The organism is Nitratireductor sp. GISD-1A_MAKvit (genome assembly GCF_040819555.1).
GTDB lineage: Bacteria > Pseudomonadota > Alphaproteobacteria > Rhizobiales > Rhizobiaceae > Nitratireductor.
Genome location: NZ_CP161920.1, coordinates 3535986 through 3552415 on the forward strand (window position 1 = coordinate 3535986; position 16430 = coordinate 3552415).

At 60.8% G+C, this 16430-nt stretch carries 14 protein-coding genes and 1 pseudogene; 6 read left to right on the forward strand and 9 right to left on the reverse strand.

Annotated elements, in window-relative coordinates; genetic code table 11:
• Position 1: 1 nt before the first annotated feature.
• Genes AB2N04_RS18285 through AB2N04_RS18300 form a run of 4 tightly spaced genes read right to left on the reverse strand, consistent with a single transcriptional unit; the run spans position 2 to position 3614 of the window.
• Positions 2 to 889, reverse strand: a complete 888-nt coding sequence (locus tag AB2N04_RS18285) for a branched-chain amino acid ABC transporter permease (protein WP_229447981.1) — start codon at positions 887 to 889, stop codon at positions 2 to 4.
• 4 nt (positions 890 to 893) lie between these two features.
• Positions 894 to 1613 (reverse strand): ABC transporter ATP-binding protein, encoded by a 720-nt coding sequence (locus tag AB2N04_RS18290; RefSeq protein WP_367716091.1) that lies wholly within the window; start codon positions 1611 to 1613, stop codon positions 894 to 896.
• Positions 1603 to 2397: an ABC transporter ATP-binding protein gene (locus tag AB2N04_RS18295; RefSeq protein WP_367716092.1), complete on the reverse strand. Its 795-nt coding sequence runs from the start codon at positions 2395 to 2397 to the stop codon at positions 1603 to 1605. Before AB2N04_RS18295 ends, AB2N04_RS18290 begins: the two co-directional genes overlap by 11 nt.
• Positions 2398 to 2408: 11 nt before the next feature.
• Positions 2409 to 3614 (reverse strand): ABC transporter substrate-binding protein, encoded by a 1206-nt coding sequence (locus AB2N04_RS18300; protein WP_367716093.1) that lies wholly within the window; start codon positions 3612 to 3614, stop codon positions 2409 to 2411.
• A gap of 258 nt (positions 3615 to 3872) precedes the next feature.
• Here AB2N04_RS18300 and AB2N04_RS18305 point away from each other — a divergent pair, with 258 nt between their 5' ends.
• Positions 3873 to 4784: a LysR family transcriptional regulator gene (locus AB2N04_RS18305; RefSeq protein ID WP_367716094.1), complete on the forward strand. Its 912-nt coding sequence runs from the start codon at positions 3873 to 3875 to the stop codon at positions 4782 to 4784.
• 149 nt (positions 4785 to 4933) lie between these two features.
• A complete protein-coding gene (locus tag AB2N04_RS18310) occupies positions 4934 to 5353 on the forward strand; it encodes a DUF983 domain-containing protein (RefSeq protein ID WP_367716095.1) in 420 nt (139 codons plus the stop codon).
• Here the strand turns inward: AB2N04_RS18310 and AB2N04_RS18315 are convergent.
• The 5 genes and pseudogenes from AB2N04_RS18315 to AB2N04_RS18335 form a co-directional block, all read right to left on the reverse strand.
• On the reverse strand, positions 5350 to 7095 hold the full coding sequence (locus AB2N04_RS18315) for a peptidase M14 (protein ID WP_367716096.1): 1746 nt from the start codon (positions 7093 to 7095) through the stop codon (positions 5350 to 5352). The genes AB2N04_RS18310 and AB2N04_RS18315 overlap by 4 nt on opposite strands.
• Positions 7092 to 7940, reverse strand: a complete 849-nt coding sequence (locus tag AB2N04_RS18320; protein ID WP_367716097.1) for an ABC transporter permease — start codon at positions 7938 to 7940, stop codon at positions 7092 to 7094. The genes AB2N04_RS18315 and AB2N04_RS18320 overlap by 4 nt, the downstream gene beginning before the upstream one ends.
• 14 nt (positions 7941 to 7954) lie before the next feature.
• Positions 7955 to 8878: an ABC transporter permease gene (locus AB2N04_RS18325; RefSeq protein WP_367716098.1), complete on the reverse strand. Its 924-nt coding sequence runs from the start codon at positions 8876 to 8878 to the stop codon at positions 7955 to 7957.
• Between the two features lie 194 nt (positions 8879 to 9072).
• Positions 9073 to 10536 carry an ABC transporter substrate-binding protein gene (locus AB2N04_RS18330; protein ID WP_367718854.1) on the reverse strand — a complete coding sequence of 488 codons (1464 nt, stop codon included), beginning with the start codon at positions 10534 to 10536 and terminating at the stop codon, positions 9073 to 9075.
• Between the two features lie 103 nt (positions 10537 to 10639).
• A pseudogene (locus AB2N04_RS18335) lies at positions 10640 to 12479 on the reverse strand (dipeptide ABC transporter ATP-binding protein).
• Between the two features lie 368 nt (positions 12480 to 12847).
• On the opposite strand from AB2N04_RS18335, the gene AB2N04_RS18340 reads away from it, so the two are divergent.
• The 4 genes from AB2N04_RS18340 to AB2N04_RS18355 are packed head-to-tail and all read left to right on the forward strand — an operon-like array spanning position 12848 to position 16413.
• Positions 12848 to 14008, forward strand: a complete 1161-nt coding sequence (locus AB2N04_RS18340) for a transporter substrate-binding domain-containing protein (protein WP_367716099.1) — start codon at positions 12848 to 12850, stop codon at positions 14006 to 14008.
• The gene (locus AB2N04_RS18345; protein ID WP_367716100.1) at positions 14005 to 14622 is read left to right on the forward strand and encodes an ANTAR domain-containing response regulator; all 618 of its coding nucleotides are present in this window, start codon (positions 14005 to 14007) and stop codon (positions 14620 to 14622) included. The genes AB2N04_RS18340 and AB2N04_RS18345 overlap by 4 nt, the downstream gene beginning before the upstream one ends.
• Positions 14603 to 15493, forward strand: a complete 891-nt coding sequence (locus tag AB2N04_RS18350; RefSeq protein ID WP_367716101.1) for an ABC transporter permease — start codon at positions 14603 to 14605, stop codon at positions 15491 to 15493. The genes AB2N04_RS18345 and AB2N04_RS18350 overlap by 20 nt, the downstream gene beginning before the upstream one ends.
• Positions 15493 to 16413 (forward strand): ABC transporter permease, encoded by a 921-nt coding sequence (locus AB2N04_RS18355; protein ID WP_367716102.1) that lies wholly within the window; start codon positions 15493 to 15495, stop codon positions 16411 to 16413. The genes AB2N04_RS18350 and AB2N04_RS18355 overlap by 1 nt, the downstream gene beginning before the upstream one ends.
• The last annotated feature ends 17 nt before the right edge of the window (positions 16414 to 16430 follow it).

Below are 16430 nucleotides of genomic sequence, written 5' to 3' on the forward strand. Positions count from 1 at the left end.
GTCACGCATCCTTCCCGAACAGGCCGGCCGGCCGCACCAGAAGCACGATCGCCATGATCACGAAGATCACGATGTTTGAGGCTTCCGGATAAAACACCTTGGTCAGCCCTTCAGCGAGGCCGAGCATGTAGCCTGTGACGATGGCGCCGAGGATCGAGCCCATGCCACCCACCACGACAACGGCAAACACCACGATGATGAGGTTCGACCCCATCAGCGGGCTCACCTGGTAGACAGGCGCGGCCATGATGCCGGCGAGGCCCGCGAGTGCCGAGCCGATGCCATAGGTCAGGGTCAAAAGCAGCGGCACGTTCACGCCGAAGGCCTGCACAAGCGTCGGGTTTTCCGTTGCCGCGCGCAGATAGGCGCCAAGCTTTGTCTTTTCGATCAGGAGCCATGTGCCGATGCAGATGATGAGCGACGCCACCACCACCCAGCCGCGATAGTTCGGCAGGAACATGAAGCCCAGATTGGTGCCGCCGGAGAGCTGCGGCGGCGGTGTGTAGGATTGCCCGGAGACACCGTAGAAATAGCGGAACGCCCCTTCCAGAACGAGCGCCAGCCCGAAGGTGAAGAGCAGGCCGTAGAGCGGATCCACATTGTAGAGCCGCGACAGGGCAACCTTCTCGATCGCCATGCCGCTCAGGCCCACGAGCAGAGGCACGAGGATGAGCGCCGGCCAATAGCCGATGCCCAGATGCGCCAGAAGCAGATAGCCGACAAAGGCACCCAGCATGTACTGCGCGCCATGGGCGAAATTGATCACCCGCAACAGGCCGAAGATGATGGCGAGCCCGAGGCTGAGCATCGCATAGAACGAGCCGTTGATGAGGCCGACCAGCAATTGGCCGAGAAAGGCCTGGATCGGGATTCCGAAGATCATGGTCATGTCATCAAACTCCAATCACCTCGTGCAATTCCTCCATGCGCTGATCCAGCTCGGATGCCGGGAAGCTCGCCGTTATCTGGCCGTGCTCCATCAGGTAGAAACGGTCGGCAACGCGGCTGGCAAAACGGAAATTCTGCTCAACCAGCAGGATCGTCATGCCACGCGCCTTGAGCGTGGCCAGCACCTCGCCGATGCGCTCCACGATCACCGGGGCCAGCCCTTCGGTGGGTTCATCCAGCAAAAGCAGCTTCACGCCGGTGCGCAGCATGCGGGCGATGGCCAGCATCTGCTGCTCGCCGCCGGAAAGTTTTGTGCCCTGGCTGTTGCGCCGTTCCTTCAGATTGGGGAACAGCTCGAAAATTTCGTCAATGCTCATGCCCCCGTCAGAGACAACAGGCGGCAGAAGCAGATTTTCGTCCACCGAAAGCGTGGCGAAAATGCCGCGCTCCTCAGGCACGAAGCCGAGCCCCGCATGCGCCGTGCGATGCAGCGGCGTGTTCATCAAATCCCGTCCGGCAAAGTCGATCATGCCCTTGCGCTTGCGGATGATGCCCATGATCGCGCGCAGCGTCGTCGTTTTGCCAACGCCGTTGCGGCCAAGCAGCGTGACCGTTTCACCCTCTGCCACTTCAAGGTTCACGCCGTGCAGCGCATGGCTCTCGCCATACCAGGCATGCAGATCTTGGACGGAAAGAAGCGGCGTTGTGCCCTGTTCATTCGTCATGGGCCGTCCCCATATAGGCCACCTTCACCTGTTCGTCCTGGCTCACCGTCGCATAATCGCCGGCGGCGATGATCTCGCCACGCTGGAGAACGGTGATCCAGTCGCAGAGATCGGCAACGACCTTGAGATTGTGTTCCACCATGAGAACCGCCCTGTCCTTCGCCACATCGCGAATGATATCGGCGACCGTCTCCACATCCTCGTGTCCCATGCCCGCCATCGGCTCATCAAGCAGCAGAACTTTCGGGTCGAGCGCCAGCGTGGTGGCGATTTCCAGAACGCGCTTGCGGCCATAGGAGAGATCGCCTGCCATCCTGTTGCGTTCGTTTTGAAGCCCGACCGTTTCCAGCAATTGCTCCGCGCGCGGCGTCAACAGGTCGAGACTGCCGAGCGAGCGCCAGAACTGATAGCCGAGCCCGCCCGGGCGCTGCAGCGCAACGCGCACATTGTCGAGCACGCTCAGATGCGGAAAGATCGCCGAGATCTGGAACGACCGCACCAGCCCCATCCGCGCCACCCTGGCCGGTGGGGTGCTGGTGATGTCGCGCCCCATGAACTCGATGCGACCGGCACTGGGTGCCAGAAACTTGGTCAGAAGGTTGAAAACGGTTGTCTTGCCGGCCCCGTTCGGGCCGATCAGCGCGTGAATCTTCGCGTGCCGCACATCGAGATCGACATCCTTGACGGCAATGAACCCGGCAAAATCGCGCCGCAGACCGCGGGCGGAAAGCACCACCCGTGGCTCTGCATCATTGGCGGCGCCGGAAACCGGCGCTTTCGTCATGATGGCCTCCGTCACTGGCTGGCCAGAGAGCAGCCGCTTTCAGAGGGTTTTATATAGGCTTCCTCGCCGGGAATGGTGGCAAGGACATTGTAGTAGTCCCACGGTTCCTTGCTGTCGGAGGGGGCCTTCACTTCCATCAGATACATGTCGTTCAGGAGGCGTCCATTGGCACCCACCGTCGCGTCGCGGGCGAAAAGGTCGTTGACCTTCATTTCGTGAAGCTTTGCAGCGACAGCTTCCGTTTCGTCCGTACCGGCTTCCTTGATGGCTTTGAGGTACTGCATCACCGCGGAATAGGTACCGGCCTGGATCATGTTGGGCATGCGCTCGGTGCGTTCGTAGTAACGGCGGGCGAACTCGCGCGATTCATCGTCGCGATCCCAGTAGAAACCCTCCGTGAGCGTCAGCCCCTGCGCGGCTTCAAGGCCAAGACCGTGAACCTCTGCCAGTGTGAACAGAAGGGCTGCAAGGCGCTGCCCGCCAGCCACGATGCCGAATTCGGCGGCCTGCTTGATCGCATTTGCCGTGTCGAGGCCCGCATTGGCCAGGCCGATCACCTTCGCCCCCGAGGCCTGAGCCTGAAGCAGGAAGGAGGAGAAATCCGTGGTCGACAGCGGATGGCGCACGGCGCCCAAAATTTCACCGCCCTTGGATTTTGCGAAATTGCCGGTCTGTTCTTCAAGCGAATAGCCGAAAGCATAGTCCGCTGTCAGGAAGAACCAGGTGTCCCCACCCTGCTCCACCAGCGCACCGCCCGTGCCAACGGCCAGTGCGTGCGTGTCATAGGCCCAGTGGAAACCGTAAGGCGAGCACTGTGCACCGGTCAGCTCCGTGGTCGCCGCGCCGGTGACCATGTTGATCTTCTTCTTCTCTTTCGAGATGCCCTGCACGGCCAGCGCCACCGAAGAGGTGGTCAGCTCCATGATCGCATCGACCTCTTCCGTGTCATACCACTGGCGGGCGATGTTGGAGGCAATGTCGGGCTTGTTCTGATGGTCGGCGGTGATCACCTCAATCGGCTTCTCGAGAACGGTGCCGCCGAAATCCTCAACCGCCATCAGCGCGGCTTCATAGGACCATTTTCCGCCAAAATCCGCATAGACGCCCGACTGGTCGTTCAGAATGCCGATCTTCACCTTCTCATCGGAAACCTGTGCCATAGCCGGCATGGCGGTGGCCGTCATCAGGGCCATGGATGCAAGCGCAAGAATTCTCATGATCTAACTTTCCTCCCAATATGGTGGACCGCAAGCTGGCGCAGCGCGCACGGTGGCGGTTATCCTGAACCTGAGGGTGTGCCGTGCTCCTCCGCACATCTCCCTTCAGGAAATCGGCATGGCAATTGCAGGTACTGGGACCAGTGTGAGCCGGGCCTCCCTTCCCTCATGCACGACCATGCCCATAGTCTTAGCATTGACCTTTCCGTACACAATTCTCTATTTTCGCACACAAAAGGTGCAAAAACGTACAGAACCATGCGGCCATTTTCCTGGGACGACCTGCAATTCTTCCTTGCCGTGGCAAGGACCGGGCAGCTTTCCGCGGCCGCGCGCAAGCTCAGAACCAATCACGCAACCGTCTCGCGCCGCATCGACCGGCTGGAGGAGGCGCTGGCGACGCGGCTCTTCGAGCGCAACCCCCGCGGCTATCTGCTGACGACGGCAGGCGAGAAACTGGTGGACCGCGCCGAGGCCATCGAACGCGAAGCGGCGAATGTGGAGAGCGAGGTTGCCGGCGGCGCGACCTCGGTCAGCGGTGTCGTGCGCATCAGCACGCTGGAAGGGTTCGGCAATTTCTTTCTCGCCGACCGCCTGCCCGACCTCGCCAATTCCATGCCCTCGCTCTCAATCGAGCTGCTCATCATTCAGCAGATCGTCTCACTGTCACGCCGCGAGGCCGACATGTCGGTGACGCTTTCCACAAACCGCGCCGGCTCTCACCACTATGAAAAGATCACCATGTACCGGTTGTTTCTTTACGGCACGCGCGACTATCTGGAGAAGCATCCTCCCGTGCGCCGCAAATCCGATTTGGCGTCCCATCGCATCATCGGCTACATCGAAGACATGATCTTCACGCCAGGTCTCGATTACCATCGGGAGATCCTGCCGGGCGCCCGGGCCTGTTACCAGAGCTCTAGCATCCACGCGCAGCTCGCCGCCGCGCGAAAAGGGCTTGGGCTCTGCGTGATGCCGAACTTCATGGCGCGGCATTATCCCGATCTCGTCCCGGTCATCCCAAAAGAGATTCATCTCGAACGCTACTACTGGTGCATCGCTCATCAGGACGTCGCTCACACACCCCGAATCCGGATGCTGACCGACTTCATCAAGAGCGAAGCAGAAGCCGCAAGGGATGATTTTCACGGGCAGAATCTTTTGGCGTAAAAGCTTCCCGTTTTCCGGAGAAAAACGGCCTTTTGGAACGAATTCCGGAATTTTCGGGACTTTTCGGAAATTTTGTCGCAAGCTGAATTGTCACATGGCCAAGCAGTGCTTTTTTCAAGGAAAATGCACCCTGAAACGGAGAGGCCGCGATGCAAAACGCCCAATACACACCCACCGACAACCCGATGCTGACCGGGACCCTCGGCCGCTGTCCGCAATGCCAGCAGGGCCATATTTTCAAGGGCTATCTCCAGCTCGCGGAAAGCTGCGAAGTCTGCGGGCTCGACTACTCTTTCGCCGACCCGGCCGACGGTCCGGCCTTCTTCGCCATGACCATTGCCGCCGTTCCCGCGCTCGCCTTCGGTGTCTGGTTCCAGATGACGTTCGAGCTGCCGCTATGGGTCCACGTTTTCACGACCGTGCCGCTGACGATCCTGAGCTGCATGGCGCTGTTGCGCCCGCTCAAGGGCTGGCTCGTCTGCTCGCAATATTTCCACAAGGCCGAGGAAGGCTCCATCGATCACGCCTGGCACCGTGAAGCGGCGGAAAATAAGGGCGATCGGGCTTAAACCGTCAAGCCCTCCGCCAGCATTTCCTGAAGCGCGTCATAGGCCGCAAGCACCGTTTGGGTCTGCGCTTCATGGGCAAGCCGGAACGCATCACCATAGACCGTCTCGTCCGGATATTCGGTGATGAGCGTCATCGGCGCGTCGTGGCGCTCGACTTCCGTGATGGTGATCGGGAAGCCGTTCAGAACCTCGAACTGAAGCGTGCCGGCGTGAATTTCGTAGAGCCTGATTTGTGCTTCATTGAAAGCGACGAGGCCCGGAACCTTGGCAAGTTCCACCGTAACCTTCTCGATGAGACGACGCGTGCGCTCGGCCCATTCCGGCTTGTGACGGGCGACCAGGAAAAAGCCCTTCGGCACCGTCCACATTTCGAAACCACGCGGAATGTAACCCGTCAGCGGTCGCGTCCACTCATGCGCGGGATAGCCGTGGAGATTGACGTGCAGCGTGGCCTTCGTGCGTGAAAAAGCTTCGCGACGAATGGCTTTTTCATAAAGCGGTTCAGCCTCACGATATTCCAGATCATCGCCGAGCGCGGTGTAGCGGGCGGCGTGGTGCATGTGGTGCGGCTGGCTCTGGCAGAGCGCATAATGAAGCGCATAGCCGTCCGGATTTTCCAGCGGCGAAACCGTGAAATGCGCGCCCTCGCGCTCAGCCAACAGCGAGGCGCCGCGCAGCGCGCCGGCAACGCCGGAAATCTCGTTGGGGTGCTGCCCGCCGCTCAGCATGATCGGGTGATCGTTTCCGCGTACATAGCGCGCCGGGACAGAGCGGCCGGAACGCGAAGTCACCTCGAAAGCCTCGCCGCCGACCTTTTCAAGCGTCTCTTCGATCATCGAAACGGAGAACGGCCCCACTGCCTCATGCAGCGGCTGCGCCGGCCAGAGGGCGGGCTCAGTGGTGAGCGGCCGGGTTTCAACCCTGACCTTGAGCGGCCCCTCGCCTGCCGCGATCACCGGAATGATCTGGCCGGGCTGGAGCCCGCGCGAACCGAGTGGACGGCCGGACTTCTTCTGAAAGAGTTCAAGCAGCGAGAAATAGAAATCCTCGTGCAGCGCTTCATGAAGGCTGATCGCCTCTTCGCCAACCGGCAACCGATGGTCCGCACCCGGCATGGACACACTGATGTGAAGCGCGTCGAAGTAGGGTTCCTCTTCGCCCCATGGATGAGCATCGATGGCGGCAATCGTTTCGTGAAAGAGGCGCTCGAAATCGGTTGCGAGCGCTTCGTCAACAACGCGGCCATCGGGATGGCACAGGCGAAGCCAGCCGCAGGGCGAGAGAAGCTCTTCTCCGATATGATCTTCTGCAAGGCGGTTGGGCGCGAAGACCTTGTGTTGGGAAACGGTTCCATCCGAGGTCGTGATCTCGACGCCATATTCGAGCGGGCCATCGACCGGAGCGGGGGTGAAGGCGATTTCGGCCTCGCCCACCATGCCAGCAAGCGGATAGGCTTCCAGCAGGAAGCGCTGTTCAGCAGCGGCAGAGCTTACCGGATAGGTGACGGCGATGCGCGGCGCGGCGGGCGCGTCTTCCAGAAAGAAGTGAACCAGCGGCTTGTAGGCGCTGTGCAGCCGGGCCTTGACGCCCGCTGCCGCAAAGCGCTTTTCAGCGCCGCGCCGCGCCGCCTCATCCTCGAAAAGCCAGGCCTCCAGCTCCGCGCCGCGCCATGCCTCACTGGCGTAGTCGGCGAGCAGACGGTCGAGCGTGCGGTCGAAGGTCTTTTCGAAGATCGCGGTCATGTTTCTGTGCGTCCTGTTGGATCGAGAAGATCGCGCAGCCAGTCGCCAAGCAGGTTCAGGCCAAGCACGGTGAAGAGGATTGCAAGCCCGGGAAAGACGCTGACCCACCATGCGTTCTGCAGATAGGTGCGGCCATCGGCGAGCATGCCGCCCCAGCTCGGAATGGTCGGGTCGACACCGAGGCCAAGGAAGGTGAGCGAGCTTTCCAGAAGGATGTTGGTGGCCACGTTGAGCGTCATCAAAACGACAACCGGGCCTGCGAGATTGGGCAGGAGGTGCTGGAACAGGATCTTGAAGTCCGGTACGCCAATCGCCTTGGCCGCATGGATGAACTCGCGGTCGTTGAGCGACAGGACGGAGCCGCGCACAAGGCGGGCATACTGCACCCATTGCGACACGATGAGCAGGATGATCGTGTTGGTGATGCCGCCGCCCACAATGGCAATGAAGGTGATGGCAAGCAGGATGAAGGGAAGCGCGAGCTGCACATCGGCAAAGCGCATGACGAGCATGTCCCAGAAACCCCGGTAATAGCCCGAGATCAGCCCCATGACGACGCCAACCACCACGGCGCCGGCAACGGAGGTGAAGCCCACCAGAAGCGAGATCTTGCCGCCGGTTATCACACGCGCCAGCACATCGCGGCCCAGCGGATCGGTGCCCAGAATGTGCGCCCAGTCGGTGAAGGGTTTTGTGAGACGTGCCGTCAGATTGATCTGCTCGCCGCCATCGGGAAACAGCAGCGGTGAAAGCAGAACCAGAAGCGTCATCGTTCCGGCAAGCAGAATGCCGAGAATGAACTCGATGTTTTTGAAGTGACGCAAACGCGAAACAGCCTGTGCCATGATTGCGTCCTTTCCTATCGGTTGCGGATGCGCGGATCGACCAGCCCATAGGCGATGTCGACCAGAAGGTTGACGCCGATGATGAGCAGCGAAAGAACGGTGATGACCGCCTGCAGGACCGGATAATCGCGTCCCGCCACCGCATCGAAGGCAAGCGTGCCGAGGCCCGGCCAGTTGAACACCCGCTCGATGACGACAATGCCACCCAGAAGGCCGCCGAACTGGAGGCCGAAATAGGTGATGAGCGGAATGGCGCAGTTTCTGAGCGCATGCTTGTAGAGCACCTTGCTCTCGCTCAGTCCTTTTGCACGGGCGACCTGGATATACTGCGAACGCAGCGTTTCAAGCATGGCCGTGCGCACCAGCCGCACATTGGTGGCAGTGAGAATGACGCCCATGGTGACCGCCGGCATGATGAAGCTGGCAAACCCGCCCATGCCCGACGGCGGCAGCCATTGCAGCATGATGGAGAACACCAGAACGAGCATGATGGCGAGCCAGAAATTCGGGAAGGAAAGACCGACCAGAGACAGGATGCGGATGACCTGATCGGCGGTCTTGCCCTTGTTGACCGCCGCGTGAATGCCGAGCGGAATGGAAATCGCGATGGAGACCAGCATGGACGACAAGGCCAGCGCCAGCGTGGCCGGCAGGGCCTTGGAAATAAGCAGGGAGACCGAGGTGCCTCCGAGGAAGCTGCGGCCGAAATCGCCTACGAACAGGCCTTTGATGAAATCCCAGTACTGGGCAATGAACGGTTCGTTGAGGCCAAGCGCCTGACGGATGTTTGCCAGATCTTCTTCCGTGACGCTGCCTGCCCCCTGGGAGAGCATGAGTGCCGGGTCACCGGTCAGCCGGATGGCGAAGGACACCGTGAGGGTGACGACGAAAACGACGAACACCGCCTGCAGGATGCGCTTGAGAAGAAAACTGGCCACCAGTGCCTCCGGGATAGGTTCTGCGCGCTCGCGCAAAGTTCACGGGCTCGGGGGCGGCACTAGAGTGGTTCATCGTTTCACAGAAACGCTGCCCCACTCTATCTCTTTGTTTTTCCGCATTTATGCGAACGTCAGGTGATTCCACCTGACTGCAAAATGCTTTAGCCGCCCCCAACATTCATGTCCTGTGAGGACTATTCGACTTCAACCTCGTTGAGGCGCATCCGGCTGTCCGGCGGCGCGATGAAGTTCTTCACCCGCTTGTTGACGCCGTAAATCGCATTGAGGTTGTAGAGCGGCATTTCGAGCGCGCGATCGGCCGCATATCGGGCAATCTCCTGCAGCACCTTTTCGCGCTTCTCAGCGTCGATCATCGGGCGCTGCGATTCCAGAAGCGCATCGAGCTCCTTGTCGCTGTCATACGGGTTCCAGCGCTCGCCCGTGTGGTACATCAGGTAGGCGGTGTTGTCGTAATCGAGCGTCCAGCCGCCCCAGCTCTGCTGGAACATCTCGCCGGTCTTGCCCTGCGGAATGATGTCGTTGAGCAGGACGTTGGTCTCATACGGCTTGATGGTGGCGTTGAGGCCAACCATCTGCAGGTAGCTCGCAACCGCCTGGGTGACTTCACCAAAGGTGGCGTCATTGCCGCGAATGTCGATCTGGACCGGTGCGCCTGCAGCAACGCCCGCTTCCTTCAGCAATTCCTTGGCCTTCGCCTGATCGAAGGGCAGCGGCTCCATTTCCGGGTCATAGCCGAAGGACAGTTCCGACTGGAACGAAGCAATCTGCTTGGCCTGACCGCCGAGAACGGCGTCGATGATGGCCTTGCGGTCGACGGCCATGATCATCGCCTTGCGCACGCGCTCATCGGCGGTGATGCCGTTGCCGGTGTTGAAGCGCAGGGCATAGACCGTGGGGCTGGTGACCGAGCGGATTTCCAGCTTCTCATCCGCCTCGATGGTGGGAACCATGGAGATCGGGATGGTGGGCGGGATGACAATGTCGACGCGGCCTGCCTGCAGCTCGGCAACGGCGGTAGCCGGTTCCGAGATGAAGCGGTATTCGACAGCGTCGAGCTTCGGCGCGCCGCCCCAGTGATCGGCGAAGGCTTCAAGCTTCACGCCGACCTTCGGTTCGTAGGACGTCATCTTGAACGGGCCGGTGCCAACGGGGTTTGCGTTGACGAAATCTTCCTCGTTCTCGGTGACGTATTTCGGCGGCACGATCATGGCGCCATAGCCGGCAAGCTTGGTGATCAGCACCGGATCGGGCTGTTTGAGCACGAGGTCCACGGTGAAATCGTCAACGACCTCGACCTTTTCGATGACGGCATAATTGGAGCGCTGCGGGCCCTTCTTGCCTTCCTCGCCAAGCAGGCGGTCGAAGGTGAATTTCACGGCCTCGGCGTTGAAATCCTCGCCATTGTGGAACTTGACGCCTTCACGCAGCTTGAAGCGGAGACGCTTGCCCTCGTCGAGCACATCCCACTCGGTGGCAAGGCCGGGAACGATCTTTGTGTCGGGACCGCGATAGACCAGGCCATCATAGATATTTGTGGCGACGGACGACCAGTTCACCAGGAAGGTGTCGATCGGGTCCCAGCTGCCCGGGTCCTGCGGGGAGGAAATGGTGAGCGTTCCCGCGGCCTGCGCCGGCATGACGCCAAACGGCAGTGCCGCCAGAACGGCGGCGAGCAATGCGCCGCGTGTTTTGCCGAATTTCATGAAAGTCCTCCGTTTCTTTTGGTTTGTGTTCCAGTGATCAGCCTGTGGTGTCGCGTGCGACCAGATGGTCGGGCGCGATCTCCACCAGAGGTTTGATTTCCGGCTCGTCGCCCACCCGGCGGACCGGGCTTGGAATTTCGCCTTCGAGCATGGGCCGGTCGGGGCCGCTTTGTCGGGTCGGCGACGGGAACGGCCGAGAGCAGTTTCTTGGTGTAGGGGTGCGTGGCGCGCTCGAAAACGGCCTCGCGCGAGCCCGCCTCAACGATCTGGCCGAGATAGAGCACGGCGACGCGGTGGCTGACCTTTTCCACCACGGCCATGTCGTGGCTGATGAAGAGATAGGAGAGCCCCTCGTCCGCCTGAAGCTCCATCATCAGGTTGATGATCTGCGCCTGCACGGACACGTCGAGCGCCGAAAGCGCCTCGTCCGCGATGATGAGTTTCGGACGCGAGGCGAGCGCGCGGGCGATGCAGATGCGCTGGCGCTGGCCGCCGGAGAACTCATGCGGGTAGCGACGGGCGTGTTCGGGCCTGAGGCCGACACGCTCAAGCAATTCCGCAACACGCTTCTGCCGGGCCGCAGCACCATCAATCAGGCCATGCGTGACGATGGGCTCGGCAATGGAAAAGCCGACCGTGCGGCGCGGATCGAGCGAGGCGAACGGGTCCTGAAAAACATACTGAACCTTCTGGCGCAGGCTGTGGCGCTCGGCCGACGACATGGCGGAGATGGCCTTGCCCTCAAAGAAAATCTCGCCGCCAGTGGCCGCCTGTAGCTGCTGGATGGTGCGGCCAATGGTGGATTTGCCGGAGCCGGACTCGCCAACCAGAGAAAGGGTCTCGCCGGGCCAGATGTCGAGGCTGACCTTTTCCACCGCGTGAACGCGATGGGTGACGCCGCCGAAGAAACCCTTCTTTATGTCAAAGCGGGTTTCCAGGTTCTTCAGCGTCAGGATCGGGGGCTGATCGTAGCGCGCGGTTTTCTGAAGATGCTCCTCGCCCACGAGGCGGGGCGTTTCGCCATCCATGACGGCAACGGGCAGACGTTTGGGATATTTCTCGCCCTTCATCGAGCCGAGCGTGGGAACGGCGGACAGAAGTGTCTGTGTGTAAGCGTGCTGCGGATTGGCGAAGATCTGCTCGACCGGGCCTTCCTCAACCTTGTTGCCGCGCCACATGACGACCACATCGTCGGCGACCTCCGCCACCACGCCCATGTCGTGCGTGATGAAGATGACGGCCATGCCGAGCTTTTCCTGCAGGTCGCGGATGATCGAGAGGATCTGCGCCTGAATGGTGACGTCGAGCGCGGTGGTGGGTTCGTCCGCGATTAGGAGTTTGGGCTTGCAGGCGAGCGCCATGGCGATCATCACGCGCTGGCGCATGCCGCCGGAGAGCTGGTGCGGATAGCGCGAAAGCAGCGCGCGGGCATCGGGCAGGCGCACCATTTCCAAAAGATCGCCGGCCTGTCGCAGCGCCTCTTTTTTCGAAACCGCTTCGTGCAACATCAGCACTTCGGCAATCTGCTCGCCAATGGTGAAGACCGGATTGAGCGAGGTCATCGGCTCCTGAAAGATCATGGCGATGTCCTTGCCACGAACCTTGCGCATGGTGTCGACCGACGCCTTTGCGAGATCGACCGGGCCATTGCCGCCATTAAACAGTATCTCGCCATGGGCGATGGTGCCGTTCATGTGGTCGATGAGCCGCATGATGGAGAGCGAGGTGACAGATTTTCCCGAACCGGATTCGCCGACAATGGCAAGCGTGCGGCCGGGAGCGACGCTGAAGCTCAGATCGTCGACAACGCGGTTCGACCCGAAGGCGACGGCGAGCGAACGAATATCCAGTAACGTGTCCTGTCCGAGCTGCGGCATAGAAACTCCCATCTGAAGGACAGGCCGAAATGTCCCATTGAACCCGGCGGCATCTGGCCCTACCCTTTGGACCAAGAGCGGAGGCAGACGCCCGGTTTCCGCGCATTCGTGAGCGGACCTGCCGGCAAAAGAAAACATTTCCAGACATTTTGTCAATAAATTATCATTGAAGAGCCCTGAAATCGCTTTCGCGGTCCCGAAATCAGCTCTGCGTGCCTCGGTGCCGACAATTAAAACGAACTCGCTCCGCATGACTTGACAGTTTCGTTTCGCCAGCTAGGCTTGAGCCATAATAAGATTTTGGCATCTGGGCCTCGCCGGGAATATTGTTATTCCCGTCGGGGCCCTTTGCGTTTTGGGGAACGAGTGTGGACACTTATCCAATAGGCGTTCTGTTTTCGCGTAGCGGTGGCTATGCCCGCCCGGCCGAGCAGGGCTATTTTGGCGCGCTGGCGGCGGTGGCCGACATCAACGCCGATGATGCCTATCCTTTCCAGCTTGAAGCCCACCACGCCGACCCCAGGGGCAATGCCGACCGATATGCGGAGCTCTGCCGGGACCTCATCCGCCAGACAGGCGCGCAGCACATTGTTGGCTGCACCACATCCTGGAGCCGCAAGGAGGTGATCCCGGTCGTCGAAAAGCTCGACGCGCTTTTGTGGTATCCGTGTGTTTATGAGGGTTTCGAGGTTTCCGAAAACCTCGTCTATATCGCCGCCTGCGCCAACCAGCAGCTCGTGCCGTTGCTCGATTACATCGTGCCCCGCTTTGGCGGGCGCGGCTTTCTGACCGGTGCTAATTACATCTGGGGATGGGAAACCAATCGCATTGCACGCGATGTGCTCACCCGCTCGGGCGGCAGCGTGCTGGGCGAGCGCTACGTGCCCATCGGAGACGAGGACATTGGTCACCTGATCGAGGAAATCCGCGAGAAGCGGCCTGATTTCATCCTCAACAATCTGATCGGAAATTCCTCTTACGCCTTTCTCGCTGCCTATCAGGCGCTCGGAAAGGAAGACCCGGCTTTCCTGCCGGAAAACTGCCCCGTCGTGAGCTGCAATCTGTGCGAAAACGAGACCACGCGTCTCGGCGGCATCGCAGAGGGACAATACACCGTCTCGAGCTATTTCCGGGCACTGGCCAGCGAGGAGAACGACCGCTTTGCCGCCCGCATGAAAGCGGAGAACCCTCAACAGGTTGCCGACGCATTTTTCGTTCAGGCCTATGCCGCTGTGGTGATGATCGCCGATGCCATACACCGCACCGGAAGCGATGAAGCACAGCGGGTGCTCGAGGCGGTTCGCGATCATGAAACCGCAACGCCGCTGGGTCCCCTGCGCGTCGACCGCGCCACCAACCATGTCAGCCTCAACGCCCATATCGGCCGCACGCGCGCGGATGGCGATTTCAAGATCGTTCATCATTGCCCAGAGGCCATTGCGCCCGACCCGTTCCTGACCGCGACGCCGCTTGACCGGCTCTATGCGGGCACCGCCGCCGATGCGCGGCAGCTAAGGGTCGTGCGATGAGCCCGGCCCTTGCCCATACACCCAATTTCGTCGGCTGGCGCGCGCTGATCCTGCACCGGCCACACCAGAATGTGGACGCGCTTTCCGCGCAATGCGCACGCATCGGCATCGCGGCTGAGCAAGCCTGGCCGACGCTGGAAAACAGCGAGGTGATGCGCGATTTCAACGTGCTCCTGATCGACGCCGATATGGGCTATGATGAGCAGTTTCCGTGGTCGCCGGGCCTTGCGCCCATGCCCATGATTGCCCTGATCGGTTCGGAAGCACCCGGCCGCATTGCATGGACGATCGGGCAAGGTGCCGATGCGCAGCTTTTGAAGCCCATTGGCAGCGCCGGGCTCTACAGCGCGCTTGTCGTGGCGAGCCAGGGCTTCTTGCGGCGCACGGCCCAGACCGAGGAAATTGCCCGGCTGAAGGATCAACTTGCCCAACGGCAAGTCGTCGCCGAGGCAACCGCCATCCTGATGCTGAAGCACAATTGCGATGCCGGCACGGCCTATAACCACCTTCGCAAGGAAGCCATGGCCCAGCGCCGCTCCATCGAGAAAACAGCCGCCGCCATCATCGCCACCTTTGACACTGACGGACGGACGAATGTCACAAACAGTCGCTGAGACGGGCACGCAATCAACGACGCTCTCGGTTCTCGCGCGTCTTCTGCGCCGGCCGCTGGCACTGACCGGATTGATCATCATCGCGGTGGTGGTTCTGGCCGCAGTCTTTGCGCCATGGCTTGCGCCCTACAACCCCTATGAGCAGTTCTTCGAGGGACTGACCATCGAGGGCGCACCGCTGCCACCCAATGCGCAGTTCTGGTTCGGCACAGACCTTGTCGGACGCGATCTCTTCAGCCGCCTGATCTATGGCGCGCAGACATCGCTGATCATCGGCGTGGTGGCCAATGGCATCGCCGTGGTGATCGGCTCGGCAGTGGGCATTTCCGCCGGCTATTTCCGCGGATGGGTCGATACCGTTCTGATGCGCTTCACCGATCTGATGATGGCCTTTCCGGCGCTTTTGCTCGCCATCGTTCTGGCGGCGATTTTCAGCCCCAGCCTGTGGATCGTCGCGATGGTGATTGCCATGGTGAACTGGGTGCAGATTGCCCGCGTGACCTATACCGAGACACGCTCCATCGCCGAACGGGATTTCGTGGTGGCCGAGCGCGCCATGGGCGCAGGTGCAGGCCGCATCCTGTTCCGCCACATCCTGCCACATCTTTTGTCCACCATCATCGTGTGGGCAACGCTCGGCATCGCAACCACCGTGCTTCTGGAAGCCACCCTCTCCTTCCTCGGCATCGGGGTTCAGCCGCCCATTCCCTCATGGGGCAATATCATCTTCGAGAACCAGACCTATTTCACCTCCGCGCCCTGGCTCGTCTTCATTCCGGGTGTTGCCATTCTGGCGCTGGCACTGGGTTTCAATCTTGTGGGCGACGCGCTGCGCGACATTCTTGACCCGACACAGCAGGGGCGCCACTGATGCTTGCCTATGTCACCCGTCGCCTGATCCAGACTGCGCTGATCCTGCTCGGCATCAGCTTCGTGACCTTTGTGCTGCTTTATCTCGTGCCGGCTGACCCGGCGCGCCAGATTGCCGGCCGCAGCGCCACTGCCGCGACGGTGGAGAACATCCGCGAGCAGCTTGGGCTCAACCTGCCCTTCTATGAGCAATATCTGCGCTATCTCGGTGGGCTTTTGAACGGGGACCTCGGCCGCTCCTATCTGCAAAAGACCGAGGTTTCCGAACTCATCGCCTCCCGCCTGCCGGCAAGCCTTCTCCTGATGGTCGGCGCGATTTTCTGTGAGCTCGTGCTGGGTCTCACCATGGGCGTGGTGGCGGCGCTCAAGCGCGGCTCGCGCACAGATGACACATTGATGATTGCCTCTTTCGTGGGTGTTTCAGCGCCGCAATTCGTGATCGGCATTCTGCTGCTCTACGTGTTTGCTGTGAAACTCGGCTGGTTCCCCATCGGCGGCTACGGCACCTTCGCGCATCTGGTTTTGCCCTCCATCACGCTCGGTTTCCTCGGGGCCGGCTGGTATTCGCGCATGATGCGCTCATCGCTGATTGATGTGCTCAGGCAAGATTATATCCGCACCGCACGCGCCACCGGCGTGACCCGCGCAAAGGTGCTTTTCGGCCACGCGCTTCCCAACGCCATCCTGCCCATCATCGCCATGATCGGCATCGATATCGGGCTTTTCATGTCGGGCATCGTGGTGGTGGAAAGCGTGTTTGGCTGGCCGGGAATAGGCCAGCTTGCCTGGCAGGCAATCCAGCGCGTCGACATCCCCATCATCATGGGTGTCACGCTGGTTTCGGCCTGCGCCATCGTTCTCGGCAATCTTCTTGCCGATTTGATCACTCCGTTGATCGACCCTCGCATCAAGCTGCGCTGATGCGCTTTCAACAATAA